Here is a 24,160-nt window from a genome sequence, read left to right as displayed (position 1 = left end):
CGTACCTGTCATCACGAGGTACTCACAAGGTACGGGGAGGCTCTACTTGAGGGACATCAGAGCGAAGAAGCGGACCGCGACGCTCGGTTCGGCGAGTGTCGTCGCCGCAGCCACCCTGATAGCCGGCGCGGTCGCCGCGCCCACGGCGAACGCCAGCGCCGGGCACGGACAGGACCGCGAGGCCCGAGGGGCCGCGATCGCCGCCGCCCGGGCCGCCCAGGCCGGCATCGACTGGCAGGACTGCCCGGCGGACTGGGGCCTGGCCAAGCCGATCCAGTGCGGCTGGGTCAGCGTGCCGCTCGACTACGCACACCCTTTCGGCAAGCAGATCAAGCTCGCCGTCGACCACATCGGCAACACCGGGACCAAGCAGGAGCGCCAGGGCGCCCTCGTCTACAACCCCGGCGGCCCCGGCGGGTCGGGCATGCGTTTCCCCGCCCGCGTCACCGCCAAGAACCCGATCTGGGCCAACGTGGCCAAGGCCTACGACTTCGTGGGCTTCGACCCGCGCGGTGTCGGCCACTCCGCGCCCATCTCCTGCGTCGACCCGCAGGAGTTCGTCAAGGCACCCAAGATGGACCCGGTGCCCGACTCGGAGGCCGACAAGCTCGCCCAGCGCAAGCTGGCCAGCGAGTACGCCGACGGCTGCTTCGAGCGCAGCGGCGAGATGCTGCCGTACATGACCACGCCGAACACCGTGCGCGACCTGGACGTCATCCGTGCCGCGCTGGGTGAGAAGAAGCTCAACTACCTGGGCGTCTCCTACGGCACCTACATCGGCGCCGTCTACGGCACCCTCTTCCCGGGCCACCTGCGCCGCATGGTCGTGGACAGCGTGGTCAACCCCGCGCGTCAGAACATCTGGTACCAGGCCAACCTGGACCAGGACGTCGCCTTCGAGGGCCGCTGGAAGGACTGGGAGGACTGGGTCGCCAAGAACGACGCCGCCTTCCACCTCGGCACCACCCGCGACGCTGTCCAGGCCAAGTGGCTCGAGCTGCGTGCCACCGCGAAGAAGAGCCCCATCGGCGGGGTCGTCGGCCCGGCCGAGCTGATCTCCTTCTTCCAGAGCGCCCCGTACTACGACTCCTCGTGGGTGCCGGTCGCCACGGTGTTCGGCAAGTACTTCGCGGGCGACACCCAGGCTCTCGTCGACGCCGCCGCTCCCGACATGTCGGACACCGCGGGCAACGTCTCCGCGGAGAACGGCAACGCCGTCTACACGGCCGTCGAGTGCGCCGACGCCAAGTGGCCCACCAGTTGGCGCAAGTGGGACCGCGACAACACGCGGCTCAACCAGGACTACCCGTTCATGACCTGGGCGAACGCCTGGATGAACCTGCCGTGCGCCACCTGGCACACCAAGCAGCAGACCCCGGTGAACGTCAAGACCGGCAAGGGCCTGCCGCAGGTGATGATCGTGCAGTCCACCAATGACGCCGCCACCCCGTACGCCGGCGCCGTCGAGCTGCACAAGCGGTTCCAGGGCTCCCGCCTGATCACCGAGAAGGGCGCGGGCTCGCACGGTGTGACCGGTCTGGTCAACTCCTGCATCAACGCCCGGGTCGACGCCTACCTGCTCACCGGCAAGCTGGACGCGGCCGACGTGACGTGCGGCCCGCACGCCACGCCCAAGCCGTAAGGCATACGACGACGAGGGGCGGCCCCGGCCGACGGGGCCGCCCCTTTTCACGCCCTGAACCAGGCGTCCTCCGCCGCGTAGTCGAACAGCTCGGGGTAGGCCCGGGCGAGCAGCGGGAACTCCTCCCGCCAGTCCCGGCCCGTCAGCCGTTCCACCAGCCAGTCCACCGACGCGCGCACGCTCTCGGCGTACGGCGCCCCCGGGACGTACCCCAACTCCCGTGCGGCGGCGGACATGTCGCACACCAGCGGCCACTGGGTCGACCACGGAGTGCGGCCCACGGACGGCGAGGGCGGCGCACCGTCCAGGAGTACCGTGTCGGTCTCGACTCCCATCGCCGCGTCCACCGCCGCTCCGATCTCGGCCACGGTGGGTGCCTCGGGGTCGCAGGCGTTGAGCACCCGCGAGCCCGGCCGGGCCGCCGCGAGCCGTACCAGTTCGGCGATCGTGCCCGCGCCCGACGGATGGAACCGGCTCTCACCCCGGTGGGCCAGCACCCGGCGGCGCCGGCCGTCCAGGTTCCGCTTCACGAAGTACAGTTCGCGCGGGAGCGGACTGTACGGCCCGTGCACCGCAGCCGGGCGCAGCAGCGTCGTCGGCAACCTGTCGCCCGCTGCGAGCAGTTCGCGCTCCAGCGCCACCTTCCCGGTGCTGTAGGAGGCCTCTCCTGGTGCCACCGTCGGCTGCTCCTCGGTCAGCGGCACCGGGTAGCGCGGAAAGCCGTCGGGACTGTCCTGCGTGTCGAAGGAACGGCCCCGGTCGTCCTCGTACACCGTCACGCTGGAGACGACCACCGCCGCGCCGACCCGGCCGGCCAGCGCGGTCAACTGCCGTGCGTGCCGCGCCTCGTAGGCGACCAGGTCGACCACCAGCTCGCAGCCGTCGCCGACGGCCGACGCCAGCCCCCCGTCGTCCTCACGGTCCAGCCGCACCGGCCGCACCCCCTCGGGCCATCCGGCGTCCCGGCCACCGCCGCGCGAGGCGGCCAGCACCTCCCAGCCGTCCTCCGCCAAGGCCCGTACCGTCGGGCGTCCGATCTGGCCCGTCGCTCCGATCACCAGCACACGTTTCATGACCCGACCGTAAGGCGCCGGGCCCGCCCCGGCACGGGTGTTCTGCCGACGGCAGAGGTCAGCTCAGCGGCATCCGCGGGAAGCGGCGCTCGCCGCCCTCGGCCTGCTGCGCCTTCACCACGGCCGCGTACTCGTCGACGTACTCCTGTTCCGACAGCGACAGGATGGCGTACATGATCTCGTCGGTGACGGCACGCAGGATCGCCTTCTCGTTCTCCATGCCGGCGTACCGGGAGAAGTCCAGCGGCTCGCCGAAGCGGATCACCACCGGATGCAGCCGGGGCAGCTTCCGGCCGGGCGGCTGCGCCTCGAACGTGCCGATCATCGCGCACGGCACGACCGGCACCCCGGCCCTGAGCGCCATCACCGCCACGCCCACCTTGCCCTTGTACAGCCGGCCGTCGTGCGAACGGGTGCCCTCGGGGTAGATGCCGAGCAGCTCGTCCTTGCGCAGCACGCCGAGCCCCTCCCGGATGGCGGCCTGTCCCGCCTCCTTGCCGGAGCGGTCGACCGGGATCTGGCCCGCGCTGCGGAAGAACCCCGCGATCAGCTTCCCCTTGAGCCCTGGGCCGGTGAAGTACTCGGCTTTCGCCAGGAACGTGATGCGCCGCTTGAGCACCGCCGGCATCAGGAAGTGGTCCGAGAACGACAGGTGGTTGCCCGCGACGATCGCCGCACCGGACTCCGGGACGCGCTCCAGGCCCTCGATGCGCGGGCGGAACAGCACTCTCAGCAGCGGACCCAGCAGCACGTACTTGAGCAGGAAGTAGAACACGGCTCTCTCCTCTGCAGGTCAGTGCGGGGATCACGGCAACTGGCCCATGCGCACCTGTAGTCATCTGTAACCAGGTACGCCAGGTCTCATGCTGACCCGTCGCTGAGCGTCGGCAGGTTGGGGGCGGGGTCACGAGGTGAGCCAGCCACGCAGGAGTCTGCTGACGGCCGGCATCGAGACGTAGGTCATTAGCACGTTGAAGGCGCAGGCCATGACCGCGCTGCTGAGGAGGAGGGGGAGCGCGGTCAGGTGGGGCACGAGAAAAAGGCCGCCCAGGACGGAGATCGGGTAGATGGCCAGCGTCGCACTGATCGCCATCTTCCACCGGGGCGGCGCGGGCCGGCTGGAGCCCGGCTCGGCGAACCACGTCTCCATGCCGGTCAGTTTCCGCCGGGCGATCTCCGTGTGGTGGTGTCCCTCGCAGTCGGCGAACCAGGCCGCACGCTCGGGCGACTCCTGCCAGGTGCGGCAGGCCTCCGCATCCCGGAACCGGTGGACGAGGAACCAGGGCGCGTCGCCGCCGGAGGAGCGGAAGAGGCCGTGTCCGAGGTGGCCGGGGAACGTCGCCGCGGTGTCGAGGATGCCCCTGGCCCACAGCTCGAATGCGGCTTGGTGGCCGGGGTCCACCCGGCGGGCTATCAGCAGGGTCGCCTCACCGGTGTCGGCGGAGGAGACCCGCGCTACTGCACTGCGATCTTCGGCACCCTCGAACCCGGCCCCGAGGCCGGACAGGTCACCGTCCACCTCGCCTCGGGCGGCCATCCGCCGGCCGTGGTCCTGCGTGCCGACGGCGCGGCCGGCTTCCTGCCCACGCCCGGCGGCGTCCTGGTCGGCGTGCTGCCCTCGGCACCCTTCACCGCCGCCACGAACCGTCCTCGGCCCCGGCGACACGCTCCTGCTCTACACCGACGGGCTCACCGAAGCCCGGATCGGGGACGATCGCACGAGCCTGTACGGGGACGAGAACCTGCTCGCCTTCGCCGCCCGCCACGCCGGCCGGCCCGCACCCGCTCTCATCCAGGCCCTCACCGGACTGCTGGACAGCTTCGGCGACGGCCTCGACGACGACACCGCGCTGCTCGCCCTCGGCGTCCCCGCCACCGCATCCCACCCCGCGGACAGACGATGAGCCCGCTGAAGATCACGACGGAGAACGCCGCGACCGGCCCCGTGCCGGCCGTCGGCGGCGACCTGGACTACGCCAACGCCACCGAGCTGCGCAAGCTGGTCGCCACGCTCGCACTGATCCCGGGACAGCGCCTTCCTGGACCTCACCGGCCTGGAGTTCTGCGACTCCAGCGGCATCACCGCCCTGATCGCCGCACGCCACCACGCCCAGGCGGCGCAGGCGGACATCGCCCTCGCCGCCGTACCCGCCCACACGCTGCGCGTCCTCAGGATCGTCGGACTCGACCAGATCTTCCCCATCCACCCGGACCGGGAGAGCGCCGTCGCCGCCTGACGCCGTCCGACGGGACGGCGCACCGGGCCGCCACCGGCCCAGGACGCGTCACCGGGCAGGACGGCCGGTCACAGCCGCACGATGACCAGAGCGGTGTCGTCGGTGGCGCCGCCCTGCGGCAGGCACTCCAGCAGAATGGCGTCGGCGAGGCGTTCGGGGTCGTCCGCGCGGTGGCGGCGCAGGGAGTCGGCGAGGCGGGCCAGGCCGGTGTCGATGTCCTCCCGGCGGCGCTCGATCAGCCCGTCGGTGTACAGCACGAGCGTGGCTCCGTCCGTGTACGCCGTGGCCGCCTGGACGCGCGGCACCGGGTCGGGCCGCGCGTCCAGCGGCACATCGGTGGCCTGGTCGAGGAACTCCACCCGCCCGTCGGCGTGCACGAGAACCGGCGGGGGATGGCCGGCGCTGCTGTAGGTGAGGGTGCGGGTGTCGAAGTCGACGAAGGTGGTGACCGCCGTGGCCGACTCCGCCCCGTTCACGACGCCCGCGTACCGGCCCAGCACGTCCAGGGCCTGCGCGGGCCCGGCGGCGACCCGGGAGGCGGCGCTCAGCGCGCTGCGCAGCTGGCCCATCACCCCGGCCGCCTCCAGCCCGTGGCCGACCACGTCGCCCACCGAGACGCCGAGGCGATGGCCGCCCACCAGGTCCACCAGGTCGTACCAGTCCCCGCACACGTTCAGCGCGCCGACCGCCGGACGGTAGCGCACCGCGGTGCCCCGGTGCCGGATCTGCCGGCCGGCGGGCAGCATCGCCTCCTGCAGGGCGAGCGCCACCTCACGCTCCCGGGCGTGCGCGTCCCGCAGCCGCTCGTTGAGCTCCTGCAACTCCCGGGCGCGGCTGTACAGCTCGGCCTCCAGCACCCGGGCCCGGCTGCCCGAGTGACCACCGCGCGCCCGGATCAGCTCCGTGACCTCCTCCACCCGGTGCACCAGCAGGACCACCTCGCCGTCCGGGCCGAACACCGGCGCGTTGACCGGACTCCAGTAGCGCTCCTCCCACTCGCCGGGCCGTTCGGCGCTCTCCACGTCGTAGCGCTGCAGGGCCATCGCGTCGCGTCGCCCGGTGGTGAGCACCCGGTGCAGCGAGGCGGCCAGATTGCGCCGCCCGGTCGCCGTCGGGTCGTTGGGGTTGTCCGGGAAGACGTCGAACAGGTGGTGGCCGACGACCTGCTCGCGGGAGCGCCCGGCCCCGCGCAGATACACCCTGTTGGCGTCGGCGAAGACCAGCTCGGGCGTCAGGATCGAGACCGCGCCCGGCAGGGCCTGGAACACCGCCGCGTAGTCGATTCCGTCCTCCACGTCATGCCTCCGCACCCGCCAGGGGCTGCTCGGCCCAGATGATCTTTCCGTCGGGCACGAACCGGGTGCCCCAGCGCTGCGTGAGCTGCGAGACCAGCAGCAGCCCCCGTCCGCCCTCGTCCGTGGCGCGCGGATGGCGCAGATGCGGCGCGGTGGCGCCGCCGTCGAAGACCTCGCAGACCAGGGCCCGCTCCCGGATCAGCCGCAGCCGGATCGGGCCCCCGGCGTACCGGATGGCGTTGGTGACCAGCTCGCTCACCACCAGCTCGGTGGTGAACGCCAGCTCGTCCAGGCCCCAGTCCGTCAGCTGCCGGCACGCCGTACGGCGTGCGTCGGCGACCGCCGCCGGATCGCGGGGCAGCTCCCAGCCGGCGACCTGCCGCCCGCTGAGCCGCTTGGTGCGGGCCATCAGCAGTGCCACGTCGTCGTGCGGGCGGATCGGCGCCAGCGCGTCGACGAGGGCCCCGCAGCGCACGTCGAGGGAGGGCGCCGCCTGGCGCAGGGCCTGCCGCAGCCGGGAGCGGTCGGTCTGGCCCGCCCTGTGCCGGCCCTCGGCCAGCAGGCCGTCCGTGTGCAGCGCCAGCGTGCTGCCCTCGGGGATCACCATCTCCACCGACTCGAACGGCGGCCCGCCGGCCCCCAGCGGCGGACCCTGCGGCAGTTCGACGAAGTACACCGTTCCGTCGGGCAGCACCACGGCCGGTGCCGGATGTCCCGCGGCGGCCATCGCACACCGCCCGTCCACCGGGTCGTACACCACATAGACGCAGCCGGAGCCCACGGACTGCGCGCAGTCCACGCCCTCGATGCCCGCCTCGCCGCCCTCCTGGCGGACCGGGCGCGGTGCCACCAGATCGTCGAGGTGGGCCAGCACCTCCTCGGGCGGCAGATCGAGCGCGGCCAGGGTCCGTACGGCGGTGCGCAGCCGGCCCATCGCAGCGGCCGCGTCGATGCCGTGGCCGGGCACCTCGCCCACCACCAGGGCAACCCGGGCGCCGGACAGCGGGATCAGGTCGTACCAGTCGCCGCCCAGTCCGGTCAGCTCGTCGGCCGGGCGGTAGCAGGCGGCCACGTCCACCGCGTCCAAATCGGGCAGCCGGTGCGGGAGCAGGCTCCGCTGCAGGACGAGGGCCGCTTGACGTTCGCGGGTGTAGCGGCGGGCGTTGTCGAGGCAGACCGCGGCCCGTGAGACGAAGTCCTCCGCGAGGCTGAGGTCGTCGGCGTCGAAGGACTCGGGGCGGTGGCGCCGGTAGAACGTGGTGATGCCGAGGGTGACGCCCCGCGCGCGCAAGGGCACCACCATCGCGCTGTGCACGGCCAGCTCGCCGAAGGTGGCCTCCCGGCTGCCGGATGCGTCCGCCGCCCACGGGCGGCCCGCCGGGTCGAGCCGTTCCTCCCGCAATGAGCGGCCGGTGGCCAGGCACCGCACCGGCGCGGAACCGGGCCGGTAGGAGGCGACGTGCCCGAGCTCCACGACGGCCTCGGGCACATCGGGGGAGACCGAGCGGTGCGCGGCCCGGCGCAGCGTCACGGCCTCCTGGCCGGGCGCCGGCGGGCCCGCGGGTTCACCACCGTGCAGGATGTCCTCGAGCAGGTCGACGGCGACGAAGTCGGCCAGCGCCGGCACCGCCACGTCGGCCAGCTCCTGTGCGGTGCGTATCAGGTCCAGGCTGCGGCCTATCTGCTCGCCCGCCCGGTCCAGCAGCGCCAGCCGCTGCTGGGCGCGGCGCCGCTCGCTGATGTCGACGACCGTGTAGTACACGCCCATCGGACGGCCGTGCTCGTCCTCGAGCCGGGTGAACGACATCATGTGCGCGGTCTCGCGCAGTGGGGCGGCGCGGACGCGGCCGACGTGCTCGTAGCCGGTCACCGGTTCGCCGGTGGCCAGCACGCGCCGCATCTGCTCCTCGATCGCCGCCGTGTCCAGGCCGGGCTGCACGTCGGCCAGGCGAAGACCGAGCCGCTCTTCGGCGGGGGCGCCGCCGTACCGGGCCAGCGCCTCGTTCGACCACACGAACCGCAGATCGGTGTCCACGATGGCGATGCCGATGGGGGAACCCTTGACCATCTGTTCCAGTACCGTGCGGCTCATGTCCCAGCCCTGGCCGCCGGTGACCTCCGACAGCAGGGCCAGCCAGCGGGACGGGCCGCGGGACTCCTCGGCGGCGGTGACGCGCACCATGAGCCGGGTCGCGGGGCCGCCCTTGCACCGGGCGGTGAGCAGCCCGGCCCAGCCGCCGTCCACCCGGCACCGCTCCAGCACCTCGGGCACGCGCTCGGCGTCCGCGCCGGTCAGCAGGTCCGCGAGCTGCTTGCCGACCACTTCCGGGGCCGGGTAGCCGAGCAGCCGCTCGGCGTGGCGGGTCCAGCCCGTCACGAGGCCCTGGGCGTCGAGCAGCACCGGCGCGGCGTCCGCCACGTCGAACCGCCGGCCGGCCACGTCCGGCTCCTCGTCAGCACCCACCGGCGACCTCTCTGTCCCTGACAGTGGTCCACCACCTCTCGCCCCCGTCCCTCTTCACCCTGCCTGAAAGGGGGTGCGGTGGCCACCGCACCAGGAACGGGGACGACCGCCCGTGATGCCGGGCGAAGGGCCGCCCGCCGAAGCGAGCGGCCCCCTCGGGCGCCTGTGCCGGGGGACATCGGGTCACGTCACTGCGCGACGACCTTCTCCAGTGCGCTCAGCGCCGACTCCAGCTCCTCGCGGGTGATCGTCAGCGGCGGTGCCAGCCGGATCGTGGAGCCGTGGGTGTCCTTGACCAGGAACCCCTCCCGCATCAGCTGCTCGCTGATCTCGCGCCCGGTGCCGATCGCCGGGTCCACGTCGACCCCGGCCCACAGCCCGCGTGCGCGGAAGCCGACGACACCGCGCCCGACCAGCGCGGACAGCCCCGCGTGCAGCACCTCGCCCAGCTCGGCGGCCCGGCGCTGGAACTCGCCCGACTCCAGCAGGCCGACCACGGCCGTGCCGACCGCCGCCGCCAGCGGGTTGCCGCCGAAGGTCGAGCCGTGCTCACCCGGGTGCAGCACCCGGAGCACCTCGCGGGTCGCCACCACCGCCGACACCGGGACGATCCCGCCGCCGAGCGCCTTGCCCAGCAGCAGCACATCGGGCATGACGTTCTCGTGCTCCACGGCCAGCGTGCGGCCGGTGCGGCCCAGGCCCGACTGGATCTCGTCCGCGACGAACAGGGTGTTCGTCCGCCGGGTCAGCTCCCGCACACCGGCCAGGTAGCCGTCGTCCGGGATGATCACCCCGGCCTCGCCCTGGATCGGCTCGATCAGCACCGCCGCCGTCGTCTCGTCCACGGCCGCCTCGATCGCGGCGAGATCGTTGTACGGCACGACCTTGAAGCCCGGCGCGAAGGGGCCGAAGCCGGTGCGGGCGGTCTCGTCCGTGGAGAACCCGACGATCGTCGTCGTACGGCCGTGGAAGTTCTCCGCGGCGACCACGATCGTCGCGGAGTCGGCCGGGACGCCCTTCACGTCGTACGCCCACTTGCGGGCCACCTTGATGCCGCTCTCCACGGCCTCGGCGCCGGTATTCATCGGCAGGACCATGTCCAGGCCGGTCAGCGCGGTGAGCCGCTCGGCGAACTCCGCCAGCTGATCGTTGTGGAAGGCCCGCGAGGTGAGCGTCAGCCGGTCCAGCTGCCGGTGCGCCGCCTCGATCAGCGCCGGGTGGCGGTGGCCGAAGTTGAGCGCCGAGTAACCGGCCAGCATGTCCAGATAGCGGCGCCCCTCGACGTCCTCCACCCAGGCGCCCTCGGCGCGGGCGACGACCACGGGCAGCGGGTGGTAGTTGTGCGCGAGGACGGGCTCCTCCGCGCCGATCAGCTCGGCGGAGGTACGGACGCGGGCGGGTGCGCTCATGAGCGGATCTCCTGGGTGCAGCACTTGATGCCGCCGCCTGCCTTGCGGAACTCCGACAGGTCGACGGGAACGGGGACATAGCCGTGCTCGTCCAGCCGGGCGGCGAGCGTCTCGGCCTGCGGGGCGATGAAGACGTGGCGGCCGTCGGACACGGAGTTCAGGCCGAAGGCGAGGGCGTCCTGCTCGGTGGCGAGCACCGCGTTCGGGTACAGCCGCTGCAGCACCTCACGGCTGCCCGGCGAGAACGCCTGCGGGTAGTACGCGATGTTCTCCTCGGGGCCGTCGTCCAGCACGAACAGGGCCGTGTCCAGGTGATAGAAGCGCGGGTCCACGAGCGTCAGGCTGATCACCGGGTGCCCGAAGAACTCCTGCACCTCGCGGTGCGCCTCCCGGGTCGTGCGGAACCCGGTGCCGGCCAGCACGTAGCGGCCGGTCCAGACGAGGTCGCCCTCGCCCTCGCAGACGTTCTCGGGCCGGTGGACGTCGTAGCCGGCCGTCTTGAACCACATGTCGTAGTGGGTGGACTCCGGGCGGCGCTCGGCCGCGTGGAAGAGCGAGCCGAAGACGCGGCCGCCGACGACGACCGCGGAGTTCGCGGCGAAGACCATGTCCGGCAGGCCCGGGACGGGGGCGACCGCCTCGACGGTGTGCCCGTGGGCCAGATAGGCGCCGATCAGGTCCTGCCACTGCCGCTGGGCGAGGTCGACGTCGACGGGTGTGTCGGGATGCATCCAGGGGTTGATCGCGTACTGCACGGCGAAGTGTCTGGGTTCGCAGACGAGAAAGCGCCGCCGGCGCGGCACACGGGTGTCGGTCACAGAGGGGTCCCTCCGCTTCCTGGGGTGTCGACTGAGGGTTGACACCAAGGTAGAAACTGACGCGGACGGACGACAAGCAACAACGGCTGCGTGTTCGCGCAGGATCCCTGCGTTGTGAGGCCGCTCAACGCACGTCTGCTGCGCCGTCCGGGGCGACCTGGTTGGCGCCCGCTTCGGGAGACTCCGGGATGAGATGGGACAGCACCATCACGCTGATCGTCTTGCGGATGAACGGCTCGGTACGGATGCGCTCCAGCACCTCCTCGAAGTGCTCCACGTCCCGTGCCCGCACATGCAGCAGGGCGTCCGCCCCACCGGTCACCGTCATCGCCGCCGTGATCTCCGGGTGGTTGCTTACCACCTCCGCCAGCCGCCGCGGCGGGGCCGCGCCCTCGCAGTACACCTCGACGTAGGCCTCCGTGCGCCAGCCCAGCGCCGACGGCTTCACCGTGGCCGTGAACCCGGTGATCACCCCGGTCTCGCGGAGCCGGTCCACGCGCCGTTTCACTGCCGTCGCCGACAGCCCGACGGCCGCGCCGATCTCGGCGAAGCTCGTGCGGGCGTTGTCCATGAGCGCGGTGACGATCTTCCGGTCGAGGTCGTCGAACGGGGTGGGCCTGCTGTTCATGTCCGCACTGTATCCAGGGTGCGCGCGACCGCCGGGGGTTCGCCGGCCGGGGGAGATCAGGTGGTGCGGGTGGCGGCCATCCCGAGGGTGATCAGGCCCAGCACGACCCAGCCGAACCACAGCCAGCCGTTGCTTCCGAGGGCCACCGTGTACGCCGTCACGACGACCAGCCCGCCCAGGGTGACGGCCCCCATGGCCTTGGTGGAACCGGGCGTGGAACCGGGAACGGAACCGGGCATCGCGACACCCTCCTCATGGTCGGCTCCCCTCCATGGTGCCCCCGATCGGCGCGACGGTGCCCGGCGCTGCATCGATCAGTCGGTGCGGGCGCTTCGGCTCACGTCAGTCGGTGCGCGCGTTCAGCGACGCCAGGTAGGCGTTGTACGCCTCCAGCTCCTTGTCGCCGTCCCGGTCGGCGGCGCGGTCCGTGCGGCGGGCCTGCCGCTGCTCGGAGCCGTACCACTGGAAGAGCAGCGCGATCAGCACCAGCACCGACGGGATCTCGCTGAACGCCCAGGCGATGCCGCCCGCCGCGTTCTGGTCCGACAGCGCGTCGATGCCCAGCGAGGCCGGCGGGTTCTTGAAGGTCGCCACCATCGGCTCCGACGCCATCATCAGCGCGATGCCGAAGAACGCGTGGAAGGGCATGCCCGCGAAGAGCTCCAGCATCCGCATCAGGTGCCCCGGCCGGTGCGGGCCCGGGTCCACGCCGATGATCGGCCAGAAGAAGACCACGCCGACCATCAGGAAGTGCACCATCATCGCGACGTGCCCCGTCCTGGAGCCCATCAGGAAGTCGAACAGGGGCGAGAAGTACAGCGCGTACAGGCTGGCGATGAACAGCGGGATCGTGAACGCCGGGTGCGTGATGATCCGCATGTACCGGCTGTGCAGCAGCATCAGCAGCAGCTCACGGGGCCCCTTGCGGCCCCGGCCGGCCGTCGGCAGCGCGCGCAGGGCCAGGGTGATCGGGGCACCGAGCAGGATGAGGATCGGCGACAGCATGCTGATCACCATGTGCTGCACCATGTGCACGGAGAACATGACCATGCCGTAGTCGTTCAGCTTGGTGCACATCATCAGGGCGACGGTCACCACGCCGACCACGTACGACACGGTGCGGGTCACCGGCCAGGCGTCGCCGCGCCGCTTCAGCCGCAGGACCCCCCAGCAGTACAGCGCCAGGCCGAGCAGGCAGGCCACGAGGAAGAAGGGGTCCGCCGACCACTGAAGACCACGTCCCAGCGTGAACGGCGGCAGATCCATGACCATGCCGTGCCCGCTGTGCTCCATCCGCCGGCTCCTGATTCGTGGGGGGTTGTGCGTTTTCTGTCGGCACTCAGGGTACGGCGAACCCCGGCCACCTCTGTGACCGGGGTCAGGGACGCCCATCCCTACAGGACGCACTCCGCTTCCACGTACCGCTCCGCCGGCACCGTCTTCAGCGTCTCGACGGCCTCCGCCAACGGCACCATCACGATGTCGGTGCCCCGCAACGCCGTCATCTGCCCGAAGCGGCCCGCGTGCACGGCCTCCACCGCGTGCCACCCGAACCGCGTCGCCAGCACCCGGTCGTACGCCGTCGGCGTCCCGCCCCGCTGCACATGCCCGAGGATCACCGGCCGCGCTTCCTTGCCGAGCCGTCGCTCCAGCTCGACCGACAGCTGACGGGCGATGCCGGCGAACCGCTCGTGTCCGTAGATGTCCTTGGCGCCCTCGTCGAAGTCCATCGAGCCGGCCTTGGGCTTCGCCCCCTCCGCCGCGACGACGATCGCGAACCGCTTGCCCGCGTCGAACCGCTCGCCGACCCGAGCCGTCAGCTCCTCGATGTCGAAGGGCCGCTCCGGGACGACGATCGCGTGCGCGCCGGCCGCCATGCCGGAGTGCAGGGCGATCCACCCGGTGTGGCGGCCCATGACCTCCACGACCAGCACGCGCTGGTGGGACTCGGCGGTGGTCTTCAGCCGGTCCAGGGCCTCCGTCGCCACCCCGACCGCCGTGTCGAAGCCGAACGTGACGTCCGTGACAGCGATGTCGTTGTCGATGGTCTTCGGCACGCCGACGATCGGCAGCCCGCTGTCGGACATCAGCCGCGCCGCCTTGAGCGTGCCCTCGCCGCCGATCGGGATGATCGCGTCGAGCCCGAGCTCCGCCACGTGCCCCTTCGCCCGCTCCACGCCGTCCCGCAGATGCGAGGGCTGGACCCGGGAGGAGCCGAGGATGGTGCCGCCGCGGGCGAGGATGCCGCCCACCGCGTCGAGATCAAGCTTGAGGTAGTCGCACTCCAGGAGGCCCTTCCAGCCGTCCCGGAAGCCGATGACCTCGTCGCCGTGGTCGGCGACGGCGCGGTGCACGACCGACCGGATGACGGCGTTCAGGCCGGGGCAGTCGCCGCCGGACGTGAGGACACCAATGCGCATAGCCCGAAACAACCTTCTCCACCAGGGCTGGACCGGACCGCGCTGTCCGGCTCGATCCCCGCCACCCTAGCGGCTCAGGGGGGCGGGGGAGCACTACGCGTCCGCCTGCTGGAACGCCCCGCTCAGCTGTGCGGACGTGGCGTCAGACGGGCTGGTGAACCCCGGCCGAAACCGGGGTGGCGGCAAGACCTACGCGGGCTGCTGCGCCGCCGCGATGCGCTCGCCGCGCAGCGCCTCGTACCAGCGGTCGTCGACCGGCGGCAGCGCGTTGACGTCGAGCGCCAGCTTCAGCAGCAGGTCGGCGATCAGCGGATTGCGGGCCAGCACCGGCCCGTGCATGTACGTACCGAAGACGGTGCCGTTGTACGCGCCCTCCGTGCCGTCGCCCGTGCCGTTGCCGTTGCCGAAGCGCACCTGTGCGAAGGCGCGGGCGGTGGAGCCGAGGTGGGTGACGCCCTGGTGGTTCTCGAAGCCGGTCAGCGGCGGCAGGCCGAGCTGCGGGTCGATGTCCCCGAGCACGTCGCCGACGCACCGCGCGCCCTCGCCGCGCACCGAGACCACGTCGAGCAGGCCGAGGCCGGGCTCGCGCTGGCCGAGGTCGTTGATGAACTCGTGGCCGAGGATCTGGTAGCCGGCGCAGACGGAGAACACGATCGCGCCGTTGTCCACCGCCCGGGTCAGCCCGCCGTCGCGGCGCAGCCGCTCGGCGGCGAGCCGCTGCGGGCGGTCCTCGCCGCCGCCGACCAGGTAGATGTCGCCGGAGGTCGGGATCGGCTGGTCGCTGCGCACGTCGAGCCGGGCCACGTCCAGGCCGCGCTGGCGCGCCCGGCGCTCGACGACGAGGACGTTGCCCTGGTCGCCGTAGGTGGAGAGCAGGTCGGGGTAGACCCACACGACCCGCAGGCTGTTGTCGCTCACAAAAGTCCCCTGAAGTGTCAGTTGCCGACGCGGCGGCGCAGGTCCTGGAAGGCGGTGTAGTTGGCGATGACCTCGATACGGCCCGGCGGGCACAGCTGCACGGCCTGGTCGAGGGTGTCGCACACCTGGAACTGCTGGTTCGCGACCTCAAGGCGCACCGCGAGGTCCAGGCGCCGGTCGCCGATCACGACGATCGGGTGCCCGGTCAGCCGCGTGTAGTCGACGTCCCACAGCCAGGAGGTGTCGGTGCCGTCGGCGCCGCGTGCGTTCACCGACAGGATCACCGGGGTCGGCGGCGGGTCGATCAGCGAGAACGTCTCCAGCCAGCCGGCCGGGTTCTTCGCCAGCAGCAGCCGCAGGTCACGGCCCTCGAACTGGACCACGTCGTAGCGTCCGGCGACCGCCTGCACCTGGTACATGCGCTCCAGCGCGACCTGCGGCGGCACCCCGAAGACGGCGGCGACGGCCGCGGAGCTGGCGGCGTTGGCCTTGTTGGCGCGGCCCGGCAGCTGCAGATGGATCGGCCAGGCGGAGCCGTGCGGGTCGAGCACGTGCTCGCCGTGCAGGGCCCAGCTGGGCGCGGGACGGCGGAAGCCGCACTCGCCGCAGAACCAGTCGTCGCCGGGGCGCTGCATCACACCGCCGCAGGACGGGCAGGACCAGGCGTCGTCCTTCCACATCTGCCCCGCCGCCACCCAGATCACGTTGGGGGAGGAGGACGCGGCCCACACCACCAGGGGGTCGTCGCAGTTCGCGACGACGACGGCCTTCGTGCCGGCCAGACCCTCACGCCAGTTCTCGGCGAGCATCCGGGTCTCGGCCGCGCGGTCCAGCTGGTCGCGGGAGAGGTTGAGCAGCGCGATGCACTTGGGTTCGGTGTCCCGGGCGACGCCCGCGAGGTACTTCTCGTCGACCTCGATCACGCCGTACCGGGCGTCCGAACCGCCCGCGAGGGCGGAGGTGATGCCGGCCGGCATGTTCGCGCCGAGCGCGTTGGAGACGACCGGACCGGCCGCGCGCAGCGCCTCGGCGATAAGCCGGGTCGTCGTGGTCTTGCCGTTGGTCGCCGAGACAAGGATCACGTCCAGGTTCTGGGCGAGCTTGGCGAGCAGGTCGGGGTCGAGCCTGAGGGCGACCCGGCCGCCGATCACCGAACCGCTGCCGCGCCCCGCTGCGCGCGATGCCGCCGCGACCGCCTTGCCCGCGGTCACGGCCAGCTTGGCCCGCGGCGTGAGCGGGTCCGAGTTGCCTGCCATCAGTTCTCGATCCTCCTTGCGTACGCGCCGCGCCTCGAAGCCTTTGAAGCCTGACGGCCACGTGGTGTGGGCATCAGCCTATCGAGATCCATTCGCACTCCCGAACCACGGCCCACACCTGCGCGGCGGGCGGGGGCTACCGGTGACCGTACCCTTTCCGCCATGCGACACGGCTCGATCCCGGGCGCCCGCGGGCGCGTCCGGCCCCTCACCCTGCTCGGCGACCCGGTTCTGCGCCGGCCGTGCCGGGAGGTTACCGACTTCGGCCCGGAACTGGCCGCCCTGGTGGAGGACTTGTTCGCCACGATGTACGCGGCGCGGGGGGTGGGGCTGGCCGCGAACCAGGTCGGGGTGGACCTGAGGGTCTTCGTCTACGACTGCCCGGACGACGACGATGTCCGACATCTGGGACATATGGTGAATCCACGGCTGGTCGAGGCCGAGGGGGTGTCGCTGCGGGGGCCGGAGGGGTGTCTGTCCCTGCCGGGCCTGGAAGCGGGCACCGAGCGCTACGACCATGCGGTGGTCGAGGGGTTCACGGTGACCGGGGAGCCGGTCACCGTGCACGGGACGGGGTTCTTCGCCCGGTGTCTGCAGCATGAGACGGACCACCTGGAGGGGACGCTGTACGCCGACCACCTCACAGGGTGGCGCAGGCGCAAGCTCATGCGCCAGGTGGCCGGTGCGCCCTGGCACCGCTGAGCGCCGTCTCCTGCGGTGCCGTCAGAAGCCCGGGCCGCCCACCTTGTCGCCCGCCGCTGCCAGGCGGCCCCACAGCAGGTCGGCCAGGGAGCGGACCAACTGCCGCCGGTCACAGGGGCGTTCGCCGAGCCACCAGTCGCCGGCCGCGTGCATCATGCCGACGATGCCGTGGCCCCAGACCCGGGCGAGCTGGCGGCTGTCCGGGCCGAGGTCGACGCGCTCCTCGATGACCTGGGCCAGCTCCTCGCCCATCCGCCGCAGCAGCGGCGCCGAGTGCTTGCCGACGTCGAAACCCTGGTCGCCCGGGGCGCCGCCACCCTCCGCCGGATGCATCAGGAACCGGTACACCTGCGGGCGTGCCTCGATCGCCGCCAGATAGGTGTCGAGCGTGGACTCCACGCGCTCCCGGCGCTCGGCCGGGGCGTCCAGGGCCGCCCGCAGCGAGTCGAGGAGCGCGTCCGTGTGCCGCTTGGCGAGCGCCGCGTACAGGCCGCCCTTGTCGCCGAAGTGCCGGTAGAGGATGGGCTTGGTGATCCCGGCCTCGGCGGCGATGGCGTTCATCGAGGCCTGGGGGCCGTCGCGCAGCACCACCCGGTCGGCTGCCTCGAGCAGCTCCCGCCGCCGGCGGTCGGCGGACCGCTGCTGCTCGGTCCGCTGCGTGGTGTCCATGCCCTCTCCCCACCCATGCCTGAATCGGTGACGCCTGCGCAAACTAACACCCTCCGCCCTTCGCCTCGAACGGGCTGCCGACGGGCCATCGGGAGTTGACTTTTCCTACCCGCCGGTAACAGACTCCTGTTACCGCAAGTAACACGCACGTGCGTCGCCGCTGGAGGGGACATGGCCGAGTTCACCATGGAGCTCAACGACGAACAGAAGGAGGTCCGGGACTGGCTCCATGGCTTCGCAGCCGATGTGATCCGCCCCGCGGCCGCCGAATGGGACGAGCGTGAGGAGACTCCCTGGCCGGTCATCCAGGAGGCCGCGAAGGTCGGTATTTACTCCCTCGACTTCTACGCGCAGCAGTACTTCGACCCCACCGGCCTCGGCATCCCCATGGCCATGGAGGAGCTGTTCTGGGGTGACGCGGGCATCGCGCTGTCGATCGTCGGCACCGGCCTCGCCGCCGTGGGCGTCCTCGCCAACGGCACCGAGGAGCAGATCGGCACCTGGATCCCGCAGATGTACGGCGATGCCGACGACGTCAAGGTCGCCGCGTTCTGCTCCTCCGAGCCCGACGCCGGCTCCGACGTCGCCTCCATGCGCACCCGGGCCGTCTACGACGAGGCCAAGGACGAGTGGGTGATCAACGGCACGAAGACCTGGGCGACCAACGGCGGCATCGCCAACGTCCACGTCGTCGTCGCCGTCGTCGACCCGGAGCTGGGCTCCAAGGGCCACGCGTCCTTCATCATCCCGCCCGGCACCCCGGGCCTCGCCCAGGGCCAGAAGTTCAAGAAGCACGGCATCCGCGCCTCGCACACCGCCGAGGTCATCCTCGACAACGTGCGCGTGCCCGGCTCCTGCCTGCTCGGCGGCAAGCAGAAGCTGGACGAGCGCCTGGCCCGGGCCCGCGAGAAGGCCAAGCAGGGCGGCGGTGAGCGCGTCAAGAACGCGGCGATGGCCACCTTCGAGGCGTCCCGCCCGGCCGTCGGCGCCATGGCCGTCGGCACCGCCCGTGCCGCGTACGAGGTCGCCCTCGACTACGCGAAGACCCGCGAGCAGTTCGGCCGCCCGATCATCGACAACCAGGGCGTCGCCTTCCAGCTCGCCGACATGCGCACCCAGATCGACGCGGCCCGGCTGCTGGTGTGGCGCGCCTCCTGGATGGCGGTCAACGGCAAGCCGTTCACCGCGGCCGAGGGGTCCATGTCCAAGCTGTTCGCCAGCGAGACCGCCAAGAAGGTCACCGCCCAGGCCATCCAGATCCTCGGCGGCAACGGCTACACCCGGGAGTACCCGGTGGAGCGCATGCACCGCGACAGCGCGATCTACACGATCTTCGAGGGCACGAGCGAGATCCAGCGCCTGGTCATCGCCCGCACCCTCGCCGGGATGCCGATCCGCTGACCACCCGTCAGCGGACGCTTCCTCGATAGCCCCTCGGCACCGCCGGGGGGCTTTCCGGCGTCCTGACGCATCGCTGGAACGGGTGCAGTTGCCGGTTCATGACGATCAGTCAGCGATCAGCGCCGGTAGGGTCGGCCTCCCGAAAGGAGGTCAGGCGTGCCCGCTCGTGTCCGCGCCATCCTGGCCACGGTCATCCTCGCCGCCGCCGCGCTCCTCGGCGCCGGTTCCCCGGCGCTCGCCGGTGCAGCCGCTCCCCGCCCCTTCGTGATCGAGGGGCTCGACCTGCACGACGCCACCGTCAAACGCTTCGGCAACACCTACTACATGTACGGCTCGATGTACGCCTGCGGCTTCGAGTGGTACGTGAACAACACGCCCTGGTGCGGCTTCGGCGTGTCCACGGCGAGCCGCCCGCAAGGCCCGTGGAGCGCGCCCAGGCCGCTGTTCGCCCCCGACTCCGAGGACCCGTACGCGAAGCGCAGCTGGCAGGCCACGTGCGGTGGGACCGGACAGGGCTGCTTCAACCCGCGCATGATCCGGCGCACCGGCTGGGGCCTGAACGACGGCGCTTTCCTGCTGTGGTTCAACGCACCCCGGCACCACACCGAATTCAAGGTCAATGCCTACAACGTCATGACCTGCGCCGGCCCGGCCGGCCCGTGCGGGCCGAGCGCCGCGAACGGCACCTACACCAAGCCGACGCTCGACGTCTGCGCCGGCAACGGGGACTTCGGCATCATCGAACGGTCCGGCACCCGCCCGGCGATCGTGTGCACCATGCCGAGGGAGACCGCCCTCAACATCGAGGAACTCAACACCAGGGGCGACGGCGGCACCGGCGTCGGCGTCCAGGGCGTCGCCGGCCTCACCCACATCGAGGGCCCCGGCGGCTTCTGGAACGCCGAACACCGCACCTACGTGCTCACCTACTCCGACCAGGGCTGCGGCTACTGCGCCGGCACCCCGACCAGCTACGCCACCGCGCCCTCGCTGTACTCCGGATGGACCGCGCCCGGCAACGTCGGCTGGGGCGCTCCCGTCTACGGGCGGCGTGTCGTCAACGGCACGTCCTGCGGCGGTCAGCCCCGTACCGTCACGGTCCTCAACGGGCGGCCCTGGCAGATCGTCGACCTGTGGCGCGGCACCCGCAACGAGACCCAGGCCGGAACACTGCTGGCCCCGCTCGCCTACCACCCCACCCAGGGCACACCCGGCGACGGCAAGCGCTGGATCCCGCCCGTCGGCTACGCATGCAGCTGAGCGGCTCCGGCAGGCCCGCGGAAGGACGTCATGCGCCCCGCAGGCCGCCGCGCCTTCGGCCACCCAGCCGAAGGCGCGGCGGCCGATCCGGGTCCGCGGAGGCGTACGCGGCGATGTTCCGTACGGTGCTCGGGCAGCCGGTCCGACGCACGGGCGGCCCGTCCGAGGAAGCCTTACGGCGCGCCGCTGCTGTGCGCGATGCAGGCCACGTCGATGCGATCGGCGAGCTTGGCGAGCTCGATGGTCAGTGCGGCCACCGTGTCCTCGTCGAGTCCGCTCTCCCCGGCCTCCACGAGCCGCACCCACCGCGTGCCGACCGTGCGGAGCAGTTTGCTCACGTCGGCCGCGGTCACCTGGAGGTTCCCGCGGTCGTCGACGATCAGGGGCAGAGTCACTTCGCGGTTCACGAATGGGATCGTAGCCTCACGCACCCTGCCACACGGTGGTGATGTTGCAGAACTCGCGGATTCCGTGCCCGGACAGCTCACGCCCGTACCCCGATCGTTTGATCCCGCCGAACGGGAACGCCGGGTGCGAGGCCGTCATGCCGTTGACGAACACGCTGCCCGCCTCCAGGTCCCTGACGAACCGGTCGACCTCGGCCTCGTCGCGCGTCCACACATTCGAACTCAAGCCGAACGGCGAATCGTTGGCGATCAGCACCGCCTCGTCCAGGTCGCTCGCCCGGTACAGCGTGGCGACCGGTCCGAACGCCTCCTCACGGTGGATGCGCATCTCCCGCGTCACCCCGGCGAGCACGGTCGGCGGGTAGTACCAGCCGGGCAGTTCGGGCCGGCGCAGCCGATGACCGCCGCACAGCGCGCTCGCCCCGCTGCGGGTGGCGTCGTCGACCAGCTCCTCCAGGTCGTCACGGCCCTGCTCGCTGGCCAGCGGCCCGACGTCGGTGTCCTCGTCCATCGGGTCGCCGACCCTCAGAGCCCGCATCGCGGCCACGAACTTCTCCGCGAAGGCGTCGTAGACGTCCGTGTGCACGATGAACCGCTTCGCGGCGATGCAGGACTGGCCGTTGTTCTGCACGCGCGCGGTGACGGCGACCTCGGCCGCCCGGTCCAGATCGGCGGACGGCATCACGACGTACGGGTCGCTGCCGCCCAGCTCCAGCACCGTCTTCTTGATCATCTCCCCGGCGGTGGAGGCGACCGCCCGCCCCGCCGGCTCGCTGCCGGTGAGCGTCGCCGCCCTGACCCGCTCGTCCCGCAGGACGTCGTCGACCTGCGCCGAACCGATCAGCAGCGTCTGGAAGCAGCCCTCCGGGAAGCCCGCCCGGTGGAACAGGTCCTCCAGGTACAGGGCCGTCAGCGGGACGTTCGAGGCGTGCTTGAGCAGCCCGACGTTGCCCGCCATCAGCGCGGGCGCCGCGAACCGCACCACCTGCCACAGCGGGAAGTTCCACGGCATCACCGCCAGCACCGGGCCGAGCGGCCGGTAGCGCACCCGCACCCGCGCCGCCCCGGAGTCCTTCACGTCCGTGTCGGCGGGCTCCTCGTCGGCGAGGAGGGCCTCCGCGTTCTCGGCGTACCAGCGCATCGCCTTGGCGCACTTGGCGACCTCCGCACGCGCCTGCTTGATCGGCTTGCCCATCTCCGTGGTCAGCATGCGGCCGGTCTCCTGCTGGTCGGCGTCCAGCAGGTCCGCGGCCTTGGTCAGCAGACGGGCGCGGTCGGCGAAGCCGGTGGTGCGATAGGTGCGGAAGGTGGCCTCGGCGAGCTGGAGCCGGCGCTCGATCTCCTCCTCGTCCATCGCCTCGTACGTCTTGAGCGTCTCACCGTTCGCAGGATTCACCGTTGCGATGGGCATGACCGACCTCCCTCGGAGCGGGTGTGCTTAGACCTTCGCGCGCGGCCGGGGCGACCGCAACGTGTACGCATCTGCTCAGGTCGAGTGCTCCGCCAAGCGGTCGAGAAACGCCGCCTGGGCGCGGACGATCACCTTGCGCGCCGTGTCCAGGGTGAACCACGCCACCCGGTCCAGCTCCGGGAACTCCCGCATCCTCCCGGAGCGCGGCGGCCACTCCATGACGAACGTGCCGGGGGTGATGCCGGCCGGATCGAGGTCCGCCTCGACCGCCCACACCGTGACCACCTTGCCGCCGGTCTGCCGCACCTCGCCGAGCGGTACGGCCTCCCCGTCCGGTGGAGCGATGCCCAGCTCCTCCCGGAACTCGCGGCGCGCGGCGTCCCAGGCGGGCTCGTCGGGGTCGTACTCGCCCTTGACGACGGTCCACGCGCCGGCGTCCTTCTTCGCGAAGTACGGGCCGCCCATATGACCGAGGAGCACTTCGAGGCCCTCCGGCGTGCGGCGGAACAGCAGCAGTCCGGCGCTGTGCTTCGCCGTCACGGGCGCACCTCCGGGTGGGCGGCGAGCAGGATGTCGACGGTGTCGGCGTCCTCGGGGCGCTTGTCCTCGCGGTAGCGCAGGACGCGGGCGAAGCGCAGCGTGACGCCGGCCGGGTAGCGGGTGGAGCGCTGCAGCCCGTCGTAGGCGATCTCGACGACGAGTTCGGGGCGCACGGTCACGCCCCAGCCCTTGTGCTCGACGGCCAGCTCCTGAAGCCGCTCGGTCTGCCAGGCGAGCATCGCGTCGGTCATGCCCTTGAAGGTCTTGCCGAGCATGGCGTAGCCGCCGTCGGCGGTGCGGGCGCCCAGGTGCAGGTTGGACAGCTTGCCGGTGCGGCGGCCGTGGCCCCACTCGGCGGCCAGGACGACCAGGTCCAGGGTGTGCACGGGCTTGACCTTCAGCCAGGCGGCGCCGCGCCGGCCCGCGCTGTAGGGAGCGTCGAGGGCCTTGACGACGACGCCCTCGTGGCCGCGTTCCAGGGTCTCGGCGAGGAAGCGTTCCGCCTCCGGCACGTCGTCCGGCCCCTGCGTCACGGTGCGCCGCACCCGCATCGGCTCCGGCACCAGCCGGGCCAGCTCCGCGTGCCGTTCGGTGAACGGCAGGTCGAGTAGGTCGCGGCCGTCGACCGCCAGTACGTCGAAGAAGACGGGGGAGACGGGGACCTCGCGGGCGGCCGTCGCCACGTCCACCCGGGAGCCGACGCGCCCGGCGATCTCCTGGAAGGAGCGCGGACGGCCGTCCGCGTCGAAGGCGATGACCTCCCCGTCGAGCACGAACCGCTCGCCGCGCAGCTCCCGGGCCGCCCGCGACAGCTCCGGCAGCCGGTCGGTGATGTCGTCGAGGGTGCGCGTGTACAGCCGTACGTCGTCGCCGTCGCGGTGCACCTGCACCCGGATGCCGTCCAGTTTCTCCTCGACCGCGCAGGCGCCCAGCTTGCCGACCGCCTCGGCGACCGAGGACGCGGTGTGCGCGAGCATCGGCAGCACCGGGCGGCCGACGGTCAGCCGGAACCGCTCCAGTGCGGCCGGGCCTTCGGCCAGCAGCGCCTCGGCGACGGTCTGCAGCGACCCGGCCAGCATGACGGCCCGCCGCACGTCCGCCGGCGGGGCGCCGGTGGCCTCCGCCAGCCCCTCCACGGCGAGCGCGTCGAGGGCACCCTGGCGGACCTCGCCGGTCAGCAGCCCGACGAGGAACCGCTGCTCGGCCTCGGTGGCCGCGCCCATCAGCTCCCCGACCAGCCGGGCCCGCTCGGCCTGCGACCCGGGCCCCGACACGGTGCCCAGCTCGGTGAGCCGGGCGTCCACCTCGCGGACGGTCAGACGGGGCTCGACGGCCGGTTCGACGGCCTGGCCGAGCACCTTCCAGCCGATCCCGAGCCGCCCCTGCGGCAGCCGCCCGGCGAGGTAGGGAATGACGATCGGGACGTCCTCCGCCTCCGCGTCCCGGAACAGCCCGGCCAGCAGGGCCGTCTTGCGGGACCGCGCGGAGGTGGCGGCGACCTCCTGGGACACACGGGCGAGCCGGTGCAACAGCATGCAGTCATGGTGCACCGGGCGAGGCCGGGCTACACCTGCACGGCGGGCGCAGCGGCTCAGTGCCGTACCGCCAGG

22 protein-coding genes and 2 pseudogenes are annotated in these 24,160 nt (G+C 72.1%); 6 read left to right on the top strand and 18 right to left on the bottom strand.

Annotation, left to right across the window (positions count from 1 at the left end):
- The first annotated feature begins 46 nt into the window (after positions 1-46).
- Positions 47-1,642, top strand: a complete 1,596-nt coding sequence (locus AB0J12_RS19680) for an alpha/beta hydrolase (protein WP_363265582.1) — start codon at positions 47-49, stop codon at positions 1,640-1,642.
- Between the two features lie 47 nt (positions 1,643-1,689).
- On the opposite strand, the gene AB0J12_RS19675 is transcribed toward AB0J12_RS19680, so the two are convergent.
- The 3 genes from AB0J12_RS19675 to AB0J12_RS19665 form a co-directional block, all read right to left on the bottom strand.
- Complete coding sequence (locus tag AB0J12_RS19675; RefSeq protein WP_363265581.1) at positions 1,690-2,715, bottom strand: NAD-dependent epimerase/dehydratase family protein; 1,026 nt, start codon at positions 2,713-2,715, stop codon at positions 1,690-1,692.
- 58 nt (positions 2,716-2,773) lie between these two features.
- Positions 2,774-3,490, bottom strand: coding sequence for a lysophospholipid acyltransferase family protein (locus AB0J12_RS19670; RefSeq protein WP_363265580.1), 717 nt, complete (start codon positions 3,488-3,490; stop codon positions 2,774-2,776).
- Positions 3,491-3,619: 129 nt separating this feature from the next.
- The gene (locus AB0J12_RS19665) at positions 3,620-4,252 is read right to left on the bottom strand and encodes an antibiotic biosynthesis monooxygenase (protein ID WP_363265579.1); all 633 of its coding nucleotides are present in this window, start codon (positions 4,250-4,252) and stop codon (positions 3,620-3,622) included.
- Here AB0J12_RS19665 and AB0J12_RS19660 point away from each other — a divergent pair.
- Positions 4,157-4,619 (top strand): annotated as a pseudogene (locus AB0J12_RS19660) (PP2C family protein-serine/threonine phosphatase); the annotation flags it as partial. The gene AB0J12_RS19665 and the pseudogene AB0J12_RS19660 overlap by 96 nt on opposite strands.
- Positions 4,616-4,952 (top strand): annotated as a pseudogene (locus tag AB0J12_RS19655) (STAS domain-containing protein). The pseudogenes AB0J12_RS19660 and AB0J12_RS19655, both read left to right, overlap by 4 nt.
- 68 nt (positions 4,953-5,020) lie before the next feature.
- Here the strand turns inward: AB0J12_RS19655 and AB0J12_RS19650 are convergent.
- The 10 genes from AB0J12_RS19650 to AB0J12_RS19605 form a co-directional block, all read right to left on the bottom strand.
- Positions 5,021-6,247 carry a SpoIIE family protein phosphatase gene (locus AB0J12_RS19650; protein ID WP_363265578.1) on the bottom strand — a complete coding sequence of 409 codons (1,227 nt, stop codon included), beginning with the start codon at positions 6,245-6,247 and terminating at the stop codon, positions 5,021-5,023.
- A gap of 1 nt (position 6,248) precedes the next feature.
- The gene (locus AB0J12_RS19645) at positions 6,249-8,711 is read right to left on the bottom strand and encodes a SpoIIE family protein phosphatase (protein WP_363265577.1); all 2,463 of its coding nucleotides are present in this window, start codon (positions 8,709-8,711) and stop codon (positions 6,249-6,251) included.
- Between the two features lie 188 nt (positions 8,712-8,899).
- The gene (rocD, locus tag AB0J12_RS19640; RefSeq protein ID WP_363265576.1) at positions 8,900-10,120 is read right to left on the bottom strand and encodes an ornithine--oxo-acid transaminase; all 1,221 of its coding nucleotides are present in this window, start codon (positions 10,118-10,120) and stop codon (positions 8,900-8,902) included.
- Positions 10,117-10,938, bottom strand: a complete 822-nt coding sequence (gene ddaH / locus AB0J12_RS19635; protein ID WP_363265575.1) for a dimethylargininase — start codon at positions 10,936-10,938, stop codon at positions 10,117-10,119. The genes rocD and ddaH overlap by 4 nt, the downstream gene beginning before the upstream one ends.
- Before the next feature lie 124 nt (positions 10,939-11,062).
- A complete protein-coding gene (locus AB0J12_RS19630) occupies positions 11,063-11,566 on the bottom strand; it encodes an Lrp/AsnC family transcriptional regulator (RefSeq protein ID WP_363265574.1) in 504 nt (167 codons plus the stop codon).
- A 56-nt stretch (positions 11,567-11,622) separates the two neighbouring features.
- The gene (locus tag AB0J12_RS19625; RefSeq protein ID WP_361626337.1) at positions 11,623-11,805 is read right to left on the bottom strand and encodes a hypothetical protein; all 183 of its coding nucleotides are present in this window, start codon (positions 11,803-11,805) and stop codon (positions 11,623-11,625) included.
- Between the two features lie 103 nt (positions 11,806-11,908).
- The gene (locus tag AB0J12_RS19620) at positions 11,909-12,859 is read right to left on the bottom strand and encodes a cytochrome c oxidase assembly protein (RefSeq protein WP_363265573.1); all 951 of its coding nucleotides are present in this window, start codon (positions 12,857-12,859) and stop codon (positions 11,909-11,911) included.
- 101 nt (positions 12,860-12,960) lie between these two features.
- Positions 12,961-13,986, bottom strand: a complete 1,026-nt coding sequence (locus AB0J12_RS19615; protein ID WP_363265572.1) for a 6-phosphofructokinase — start codon at positions 13,984-13,986, stop codon at positions 12,961-12,963.
- A gap of 189 nt (positions 13,987-14,175) precedes the next feature.
- Positions 14,176-14,904, bottom strand: a complete 729-nt coding sequence (locus AB0J12_RS19610; protein ID WP_363265571.1) for a glutamine amidotransferase — start codon at positions 14,902-14,904, stop codon at positions 14,176-14,178.
- A 17-nt stretch (positions 14,905-14,921) separates the two neighbouring features.
- The gene (locus AB0J12_RS19605) at positions 14,922-16,160 is read right to left on the bottom strand and encodes a MurT ligase domain-containing protein (protein WP_363265569.1); all 1,239 of its coding nucleotides are present in this window, start codon (positions 16,158-16,160) and stop codon (positions 14,922-14,924) included.
- Between the two features lie 162 nt (positions 16,161-16,322).
- On the opposite strand from AB0J12_RS19605, the gene def reads away from it, so the two are divergent.
- Positions 16,323-16,862 carry a peptide deformylase gene (gene def / locus AB0J12_RS19600; protein WP_363265568.1) on the top strand — a complete coding sequence of 180 codons (540 nt, stop codon included), beginning with the start codon at positions 16,323-16,325 and terminating at the stop codon, positions 16,860-16,862.
- Positions 16,863-16,883: 21 nt separating this feature from the next.
- Here def and AB0J12_RS19595 read toward each other — a convergent pair whose 3' ends face one another.
- Positions 16,884-17,531 (bottom strand): TetR family transcriptional regulator, encoded by a 648-nt coding sequence (locus AB0J12_RS19595; protein WP_363265567.1) that lies wholly within the window; start codon positions 17,529-17,531, stop codon positions 16,884-16,886.
- Between the two features lie 171 nt (positions 17,532-17,702).
- Between AB0J12_RS19595 and AB0J12_RS19590 the strand changes: the two genes are divergently transcribed.
- The gene (locus tag AB0J12_RS19590; RefSeq protein ID WP_363265566.1) at positions 17,703-18,932 is read left to right on the top strand and encodes an acyl-CoA dehydrogenase family protein; all 1,230 of its coding nucleotides are present in this window, start codon (positions 17,703-17,705) and stop codon (positions 18,930-18,932) included.
- A 156-nt stretch (positions 18,933-19,088) separates the two neighbouring features.
- Positions 19,089-20,192 carry a hypothetical protein gene (locus AB0J12_RS19585; protein WP_363265565.1) on the top strand — a complete coding sequence of 368 codons (1,104 nt, stop codon included), beginning with the start codon at positions 19,089-19,091 and terminating at the stop codon, positions 20,190-20,192.
- A gap of 173 nt (positions 20,193-20,365) precedes the next feature.
- Here AB0J12_RS19585 and AB0J12_RS19580 read toward each other — a convergent pair whose 3' ends face one another.
- The 4 genes from AB0J12_RS19580 to AB0J12_RS19565 form a co-directional block, all read right to left on the bottom strand.
- Positions 20,366-20,599, bottom strand: a complete 234-nt coding sequence (locus tag AB0J12_RS19580) for a DUF6213 family protein (RefSeq protein WP_361626307.1) — start codon at positions 20,597-20,599, stop codon at positions 20,366-20,368.
- A 16-nt stretch (positions 20,600-20,615) separates the two neighbouring features.
- Positions 20,616-22,010: an NADP-dependent succinic semialdehyde dehydrogenase gene (locus AB0J12_RS19575; RefSeq protein ID WP_363265564.1), complete on the bottom strand. Its 1,395-nt coding sequence runs from the start codon at positions 22,008-22,010 to the stop codon at positions 20,616-20,618.
- 75 nt (positions 22,011-22,085) lie between these two features.
- Complete coding sequence (locus AB0J12_RS19570) at positions 22,086-22,550, bottom strand: NUDIX domain-containing protein (protein WP_363265563.1); 465 nt, start codon at positions 22,548-22,550, stop codon at positions 22,086-22,088.
- Positions 22,547-24,085, bottom strand: coding sequence for an ATP-dependent DNA ligase (locus tag AB0J12_RS19565; RefSeq protein WP_363265562.1), 1,539 nt, complete (start codon positions 24,083-24,085; stop codon positions 22,547-22,549). The genes AB0J12_RS19570 and AB0J12_RS19565 overlap by 4 nt, the downstream gene beginning before the upstream one ends.
- Positions 24,086-24,160: the final 75 nt, after the last annotated feature.

Source organism: Streptomyces sp. NPDC049915, from assembly GCF_040656475.1.
Classification (GTDB): domain Bacteria; phylum Actinomycetota; class Actinomycetes; order Streptomycetales; family Streptomycetaceae; genus Streptomyces.
This window is presented reverse-complemented; position numbering and strand designations above follow the sequence as displayed.

Coding starts and splice junctions, on each gene's coding strand:
- AB0J12_RS19625 (WP_361626337.1), bottom strand. CDS start 11,805: ATGCCCGGTTCCGTTCCCGGTTCCACGCCCGGTTCCACCAAGGCCATG.
- rocD (WP_363265576.1), bottom strand. CDS start 10,120: ATGAGCGCACCCGCCCGCGTCCGTACCTCCGCCGAGCTGATCGGCGCG.
- AB0J12_RS19665 (WP_363265579.1), bottom strand. CDS start 4,252: ATGGCCGCCCGAGGCGAGGTGGACGGTGACCTGTCCGGCCTCGGGGCC.
- AB0J12_RS19630 (WP_363265574.1), bottom strand. CDS start 11,566: ATGAACAGCAGGCCCACCCCGTTCGACGACCTCGACCGGAAGATCGTC.
- AB0J12_RS19615 (WP_363265572.1), bottom strand. CDS start 13,986: ATGCGCATTGGTGTCCTCACGTCCGGCGGCGACTGCCCCGGCCTGAAC.
- AB0J12_RS19575 (WP_363265564.1), bottom strand. CDS start 22,010: ATGCCCATCGCAACGGTGAATCCTGCGAACGGTGAGACGCTCAAGACG.
- AB0J12_RS19590 (WP_363265566.1), top strand. CDS start 17,703: ATGGCCGAGTTCACCATGGAGCTCAACGACGAACAGAAGGAGGTCCGG.
- AB0J12_RS19565 (WP_363265562.1), bottom strand. CDS start 24,085: ATGCTGTTGCACCGGCTCGCCCGTGTGTCCCAGGAGGTCGCCGCCACC.
- AB0J12_RS19605 (WP_363265569.1), bottom strand. CDS start 16,160: ATGGCAGGCAACTCGGACCCGCTCACGCCGCGGGCCAAGCTGGCCGTG.
- def (WP_363265568.1), top strand. CDS start 16,323: ATGCGACACGGCTCGATCCCGGGCGCCCGCGGGCGCGTCCGGCCCCTC.
- AB0J12_RS19595 (WP_363265567.1), bottom strand. CDS start 17,531: ATGGACACCACGCAGCGGACCGAGCAGCAGCGGTCCGCCGACCGCCGG.
- AB0J12_RS19620 (WP_363265573.1), bottom strand. CDS start 12,859: ATGGAGCACAGCGGGCACGGCATGGTCATGGATCTGCCGCCGTTCACG.
- AB0J12_RS19675 (WP_363265581.1), bottom strand. CDS start 2,715: ATGAAACGTGTGCTGGTGATCGGAGCGACGGGCCAGATCGGACGCCCG.